The 6,898-nt window shown below is 39.6% G+C and carries 6 protein-coding genes; 4 read left to right on the top strand and 2 right to left on the bottom strand.

Annotated features, from left to right (window positions below; translation table 11 throughout):
- Nucleotides 1–539, bottom strand: a 539-nt coding sequence (locus H5072_RS08510) for a methylthioribulose 1-phosphate dehydratase (protein ID WP_182693261.1), incomplete at its 3' end; no start/stop codon positions are given.
- A gap of 108 nt (nucleotides 540–647) precedes the next feature.
- On the opposite strand from H5072_RS08510, the gene H5072_RS08515 reads away from it, so the two are divergent.
- The 4 genes from H5072_RS08515 (at nucleotide 648) to H5072_RS08530 (ending at nucleotide 4,655) form a co-directional block, all read left to right on the top strand.
- Nucleotides 648–1,790, top strand: coding sequence for a methionine aminotransferase (locus H5072_RS08515; protein WP_182693262.1), 1,143 nt, complete (start codon nucleotides 648–650; stop codon nucleotides 1,788–1,790).
- Nucleotides 1,778–2,551 (top strand): amidohydrolase, encoded by a 774-nt coding sequence (locus H5072_RS08520; protein ID WP_182693263.1) that lies wholly within the window; start codon nucleotides 1,778–1,780, stop codon nucleotides 2,549–2,551. The genes H5072_RS08515 and H5072_RS08520 overlap by 13 nt, the downstream gene beginning before the upstream one ends.
- Nucleotides 2,552–2,626: 75 nt before the next feature.
- Nucleotides 2,627–4,042 carry a mannose-1-phosphate guanylyltransferase/mannose-6-phosphate isomerase gene (locus H5072_RS08525; RefSeq protein ID WP_182693264.1) on the top strand — a complete coding sequence of 472 codons (1,416 nt, stop codon included), beginning with the start codon at nucleotides 2,627–2,629 and terminating at the stop codon, nucleotides 4,040–4,042.
- The gene (locus tag H5072_RS08530) at nucleotides 4,020–4,655 is read left to right on the top strand and encodes a hypothetical protein (RefSeq protein ID WP_259395907.1); all 636 of its coding nucleotides are present in this window, start codon (nucleotides 4,020–4,022) and stop codon (nucleotides 4,653–4,655) included. Before H5072_RS08525 ends, H5072_RS08530 begins: the two co-directional genes overlap by 23 nt.
- Nucleotides 4,656–4,695: 40 nt before the next feature.
- Here the strand turns inward: H5072_RS08530 and H5072_RS08535 are convergent, their stop codons facing one another.
- Nucleotides 4,696–6,852, bottom strand: coding sequence for a response regulator (locus H5072_RS08535; RefSeq protein WP_182693265.1), 2,157 nt, complete (start codon nucleotides 6,850–6,852; stop codon nucleotides 4,696–4,698).
- Nucleotides 6,853–6,898: the final 46 nt, after the last annotated feature.

Consider the following 6,898-nt stretch of genomic DNA (forward strand, 5'->3'; position numbering starts at 1 on the left):
ACTTCATCAATATTACGTCCTACTGCATATAAACCATGACCACGTATCAGTACGCCATGCTCTATAGGCGTGTGTAAATGATGGTCACTGACCAGTAGGCTTAATCGATCAATATCTTGATCGTTATCGAAAATAGGAATGCTCAGCGTTTCTAAATGCGAAGTAAAGCCGCTCAGTGCTTTTTGCATTTCATAGCCTGTTAAATCAAGCTGATGCCCTTGGGTAATTTGCGACAGTACGGTAGCGGCTACAGAGTGAGTATGCAAAACACACTGCGCATCAGGTATTAGCTGATACAAACTTAGGTGTAATTGTGTTTCTGCCGATGGTTTTACAGCTCCTGCTAGGCGCTCGCCTTGGTGATCTAATTGCAAAAAATGCTCTTGCGTCAGTGAGCCTTTATCGTGCCCACTTGCTGTAACAACAAAGCCAGTGCTAGTACGAGCTGAAAAGTTTCCGCCTGTTGCGGGTACCCAGCCTTTTTGGCTAACCCATTTTCCGGCTTCAATAAGTTGTGAAATAGCGGTATTGTTTTGCATACATTCCTCACTAATGAGCGTAAAGTTAATTGTTTTTAGACGGCTATACTTCTGTTTTAAGCAATGATAGCATCGCTTTAAGCGCAAAACCATCATTAAGGGCATCACGTGTTTGAAAGTAAATTACCAAATTTAGGCGTTAGTATATTTAGCCAAATGAGTGGGTTGGCTAATGAGTTTTCGGCAATTAATCTCTCTCAAGGCTTTCCTGAGTTTGATGCTCCTGATCTTTTAAAAACGCAGTTAAATTATTATGTGCAGCAGGGCGTTAATCAATATTCACCTTCAAGTGGTGTACCACGATTACAGCAACAAATTGCTGATTTAGCAAAGCGCAAATATGCAGCTGATATAAACGCAGCTGATCAAGTGACTGTTACCTCGGGTGCAACAGAGGCATTGTTTGTGGCTATTCAAACAATTGTACGCCCAAATGATGAAGTGATTGTATTTGACCCTGCATATGACTCTTACCAACCGGCAATTGAACTCGCTGGTGGAAAGTCGGTACACATTGCTTTAAGTGCGCCAAATTACACTATTGATTGGCAAGTAGTAAGCCAAGCTATTACTAAAAATACCCGTGCAATTATTATTAATACGCCTCATAACCCAAGCGGTAAAATATTACAGCCACAAGATATAAAAGCGCTTAAAGAGTTAGTTGGTACTCACAATTTGTATGTAATAAGCGATGAGGTATATGAGCACATTACGTTTGATGAACAACCGCATTTAAGCGTATTACGCGATGATGAATTATTTGCCAAAAGCTTTGTTGTATCGAGTTTTGGTAAAACGTTTCACAGCACGGGCTGGAAAATGGGGTACTGTATTGCACCTGCCGATTTAGCTGTCGAATTTAGAAAAATTCATCAGTACGTTACGTTTTCAAGTTTTACCCCCGCACAGCATGCGCTTGCCGATATGCTCGAGCAGCAAGGTGAGCATATAGATGAGCTAAGCAGGTTTTATCAGCAAAAACGCGACTTATTAGCGAGTCATTTAAGTAACAGCCGTTTTAAAATTTTACCTAGCCAAGGCACTTACTTTTTATTGTTAGATTACAGCGATGTATCGGATTTAAACGATGTTGAATTTTGCCATTGGTTAGTTGAGCAAGCCGGTGTTGCGGCTATTCCGTTAAGTGTTTTTTATCAAAATCCACCAACCGACAAAGTAATTCGTTTATGCTTTGCTAAAAACGACAACACTCTCATAGAGGCTGCGCAAATATTATGTCAACTTTAACCATTACAGCATTGCAAAGCTCGCTTTATTGGCTTGATAAAGATGCTAATTTAGCCATGTTTAATAAGCAGCTTGAAGCAATTACGCATCAGCCCGATCTTATTTTACTGCCCGAAACATTCTCGACTGGCTTTGCCATTAATTTAGATTGTGCAGAGCCTGAAAACGGTAAAGTACTGACGTGGTTAAAGGCGCAGGCTCATAAACATGATGCGGTTATTGCGGGTTCGGTACTTGTTGCACAAGGCGATAAAAAAGCGAATCGGTTTTATTGGGTAAAACCCGATGGTGAGGTGAGTTATTACGATAAGCGCCATTTATTTCGCTTAGGCAGCGAGGGCGATTATGTTGTAGCAGGGCAAGCGCGCAAAGTTTTTGAAATCAATGGTTTTAAACTATTACCGCAAGTATGCTATGACCTGCGCTTTCCGGTATTTCAACGTAATAATAACGACTACGATGTAATGATAAACGTAGCAAATTGGCCTGCTGTACGCCGCCATATTTGGGATACGTTACTTATGGCGCGTGCAATGGAAAACCTATGTTACGTAGTAGGTGTTAATCGCGTGGGGGAAGACGGTAATGGTGTGGCGCACAATGGCGGTACCGCAGTATACGACTTCAAAGGCGATGCATTAACTAAAGCGCAAGATGACGCAGAGCAACTAGTTACTATAACACTTGAAAAAGCGCCACTGGATGAGTTTAAAGCAGCGTTTCCTGCCTATTTAGATGCAGACTCTTTTACATTAATATAAACACGTTAATTTAGCGCAGAGCCAATAAAGTGTTAAAATAGTCGCTGATATTTTTGTTGGCGGCTAATGTACATTATGAACACTTTAATCACTCCTGTAATTTTAGCAGGTGGCATAGGCTCTCGCTTGTGGCCGCTTTCTCGCCAAGCAATGCCTAAACAATTTTTACCACTACTAAATGAAAACATGTCATTGCTACAAAGTACGTTGGCGCGTGTTTCTAATGAGTTGTTTGATAATGCTATTTTAGTGTGTAACGAGCAGCACCGATTTATTGCCGCCGAGCAGGCTGAAAGCTCAATTCCTACTGCATTATTACTCGAACCTAAAGGTAAAAATACCGCGCCTGCCATCGCATTAGCCGCCCACTATGCGCTGCAAAATGGGATTACCGGCCCGCTATTAGTGATGCCTGCCGATCATCATATTAAAAACTTTGATGTATTAACGGCTAAGCTCCCTGAAGCTGTAAAACTTGCTGAGCAAGGAAAGCTAGTGACATTTTCTATTACTCCTACAGAGCCTCATACTGGCTATGGTTATATAAAACAAGGCGCGGCTATTGTTGGAACGGGTTGTTACGATGTTGCACAATTTAAAGAAAAGCCTGACTTAGATACAGCGAACCGTTATTTAGCTCAAGGTGGTTATAGCTGGAATAGCGGGATGTTTTTATTTACCCCTGCAGCCTATCTAAAAGAGCTCGAACGGTTTGCGCCAAAAATAGCAACGAGTGTCGCTGCAGCGGCGCAATTTACTAAAGATTTAGGGTTTACCCGCCCAAGCAACAGTGCGCTTGAACACTGCCCAAGCGATTCAATTGATTACGCCATTTTAGAGCGCAGTAATAACGCAGTTGTTATGCCTGTTGATTTAAAATGGAGTGATGTAGGTAGTTTTTCATCCCTTGATGCGCTTACAAAAAAAGACAAAAACGGTAATAGTTTAAACGCTAATTATATTGCTCAAAAAAGTATTAATAACTTAGTTATTAACGAGGCTGAACACACTCTTGCCACGCTTGGAGTAAGCAATTTAGCAATTATTCATACTCATGATGCCACGTTAATTGCAAACCAAAATGAGCTAGATTCTTTGCCTTTGTTGCTTAAGCAAATTGCTACAACACAGGCCGATAAACTTAATCATCATCAAGTGGTTTTTCGCCCATGGGGGAATTACCGTACTTTGGTTGAAGGCACAGGCTTTAAAGTTAAAAAAATTACTGTTAATAGCGGTGCTAAGCTTTCGACGCAGCGCCATCAGCATCGCGCTGAACATTGGGTGGTGGTTTCGGGTATTGCAAATGTATGTATTGATGAGCAAGCGTATACGCTAACGCATGACCAATCGTGTTATATCGCGGCTAAGCAAATTCATAGCTTGGCTAATAATCAAAAAGAGCCGTTAATTGTTATTGAAGTGCAAACCGGTGCTGTACTTGATGAAAGCGATATAGAGCGATTTGATGATAAATATGGAAGGGGTTAAAAATAAAATTCATGCCAAAAAGGACGTTTCAATATTAATGAGTAAAGTCATTTATAAAATCACACCTGACGTGAATCATTATCGAGTCATATTTCCTGATGATGAAACTTTATGTGAATCTGAGTTATGGAAACCTAATACTTCTACAAAAGAGTCTACACTGATAAATTTTAGTGCCCATTATAATAATGAAAAAGAGACGCCGATAGGTGATATGACAGCAATAAATTTACAGGGTCTTGCTATAAGGGATCATGTAGCAAATGAATTGGCAGAGATTTTTGAAGATTCGGGAGAGTTACTGCCTTTCCATGTCGGTGATGATAATTGGTACTTTTATAATGTCACTCGAAAAATAGAGGGTATATTAAATGTTGAGATGAGTACTTTTATGCTGCCAAGTTTAAATATCGGATTACAAAAAGCGGTGTTCAAAAAAGAAAAACTACCAAAGCTTAGCTGCATATTTAAAATGCCAGAAGACCGATTTGAAGGCACTTACGTTTTTGACTCTCGTGTAAATGATAAAGATATTACTTTAAACCTATTTTGTGCCTTGCAAGCCCATGGCTTTACTGGGCTTAGCTTTGAAGAGGTTGCGAGGTTTGATTAACCTAAAGTAAAATTTAAAAAACTTAAACGCTTTTTTAATTTCACTCTAACTGTCCTCGCACAAACTTTAAATATTGCTCTAAGCTGCGTTGCCACAGATCTAGCGCTTCATCAAGCATATCGTTATGTGGCTTTTTATCGAGTAAACGGCGCTCTATTTTTTTAAGCTCAATACCATAGCGATTAAAACCAAGTTGCAGAGCGGTACTTGCTTGGCGATGTAAAAGCTTAATGCATTGCTCTGGTTGTTGGTCAATAAGCTTTTGACAGCGAGTTAGCTTGTTGCGGGCTGAAAGCACAAATTCATTATAAATTGAAGACACTTCATCTTCACTAAATGAGCTGGTGAGTGTTTCGGCCGCTGTTTTGTCATACAAGGTATCAATAAGCTCTACTGCAATGCTCGCAGTTTGATTAGATTGAGAGTCACTAAGTGCTTGGCGAAGCTTTTCATGCTTAATAGGCTTGCCTACAATGTCTTTTATTCCTAATTCTAAATACTCTTTTACTTCGTCAGGGCTAAGGCTTGCAGTAAATGCGAGTACTGGCGTTCGTTGATTTTTATGATCAATGCGTTTTAGACGTTTAAGTACTTCTTGGCCTGTTAAATCAGGTAGGTTCATATCAAGCAAAACAACATCGAAGTGGTGAGCTTGCATGAGCTCTATGGCACTTTTCCCATCTTTTGCGAGCTTAATTTTGTGTTCATCGTCGGCCATAAATTCTATAGCAATTTTTTGATTTAAATCTAAATCTTCAACCAGTAATACATCAAGACCTGTTAAGTAATCTTTAGTTTGATGGCGCTGCTCTACAAGGCTTAATTCACCTAAAGTAAAAGTAACGGTAAAGCTAAATACACTACCAGTACCAAGCTGGCTGGCTATTTCGAGTCGGCTACTGAGCTTTTCAAGCAGGCGGCTAGTAATAGCTAAACCAAGGCCGGTTCCGCCTTTTTCTTTTCCTGCGCTACTTTGTACATAAGGTTCTGTTAAGTAGGCTATCTCGTCATTTTCTATACCTGGTCCTGAATCTTTGACACTAATTTTTATCGTGTGCTCAAGTTGTTTTTCTAATACTAAATCAACCTGAATTTTAACGGTTCCGTGATCTGTAAATTTAATAGCGTTACCGACTAAATTAATAATTATTTGTCTAAGTTTTTGTTGGTCGCAGTAATAACAGGCTTGCTCAGGAATATTATAGATAAGCTCAAATTTTAGCTGCTTTTGCTCGGCCATTGGGCTTAGTAATAAACATAAATTATTAAGCCATGTTTTAAATTCTACATCTTCTTCGTAAAGCGCTTCGTCACTCTGATCTAGGCTCGCGTAATCAAGGACCTTATCTACCAACAAGTTAAGTGATTCGGCAGAATTTATAATTGCCTCGCAATAGGCTTTATTGCTGGTATCACTTGTTTGGTTCATAACAAGTTGGGCACTGCCTAAAATACCGTTTAGTGGGGTGCGAATTTCGTGGCTTATTGTTGATAAAAAGAGCCCGCGAATTTCTAAATCTTTTTGTGCTTTATCGGCGAGTTTATTGAGGTGCTGCTCTCTGCGCTCATTACATAATAACGCCATACCTGCAGCATAAAACATGGGTGCAATTACGCCATTTAAAAATAGCAAAGAGCTAAACCAGCCGTTTACTAAAAGATTTTTTTGTTCAATGTTATCCATAAATAACGAGCGGCCAATAAAGCTCAAAGCAACAAGCGTTAAAATGGTTATGTATACAATGCTGCCATTAGGGTAGGGTTTGCGCGCGTACTTAATAAATATAAAGAGTAAAAAGCCGGCTTCTGCTATGTGCTGTATATCGGATGCAATCACTCTTTCGTGTAAAGATGGGTCAAAAAAGGTGTAATAGCCAAGCATTACAGTGCAAAAAGCAGTTACTGAGCAAAGTAATTTAAAACCAATACCGTGATAATTTAAAAACTGACTGAGCGATAAACAATGCACTATTGATGCGGCAAACATCATGCTACTGGCAGCGCTAATAATCACTAAATTATGTGTATCACCAACAAGCGTAAAACCAATAACAGAGCCTAATAGCAATATGGGATAGAAAATGCATAGCAGCGTGCCCGATATTTGTTTGTTTGTTCGCCATGTTAAAAAGTTAAGTAAGGTCATTACAACCATGATGGCGATGCTGGCAAAATAAAGAGTGAAAGAGTCGAGCATTAATATTCCAGCAAAGTAGTTTTAAACTAAGATTATCAAAAGTATA

Source organism: Pseudoalteromonas sp. SR45-5, assembly GCF_014163565.1.
In the GTDB taxonomy this organism is placed as follows: domain Bacteria; phylum Pseudomonadota; class Gammaproteobacteria; order Enterobacterales; family Alteromonadaceae; genus Pseudoalteromonas; species Pseudoalteromonas distincta.

What these genes read in the sequence shown, in the direction of transcription:
- H5072_RS08520 (WP_182693263.1), top strand. Translation starts at nt 1,778, where the DNA reads ATGTCAACTTTAACCATTACAGCATTGCAAAGCTCGCTTTATTGGCTT.
- H5072_RS08525 (WP_182693264.1), top strand. Translation starts at nt 2,627, where the DNA reads ATGAACACTTTAATCACTCCTGTAATTTTAGCAGGTGGCATAGGCTCT.
- H5072_RS08530 (WP_259395907.1), top strand. Translation starts at nt 4,020, where the DNA reads ATGATAAATATGGAAGGGGTTAAAAATAAAATTCATGCCAAAAAGGAC.
- H5072_RS08535 (WP_182693265.1), bottom strand. Translation starts at nt 6,852, where the DNA reads ATGCTCGACTCTTTCACTCTTTATTTTGCCAGCATCGCCATCATGGTT.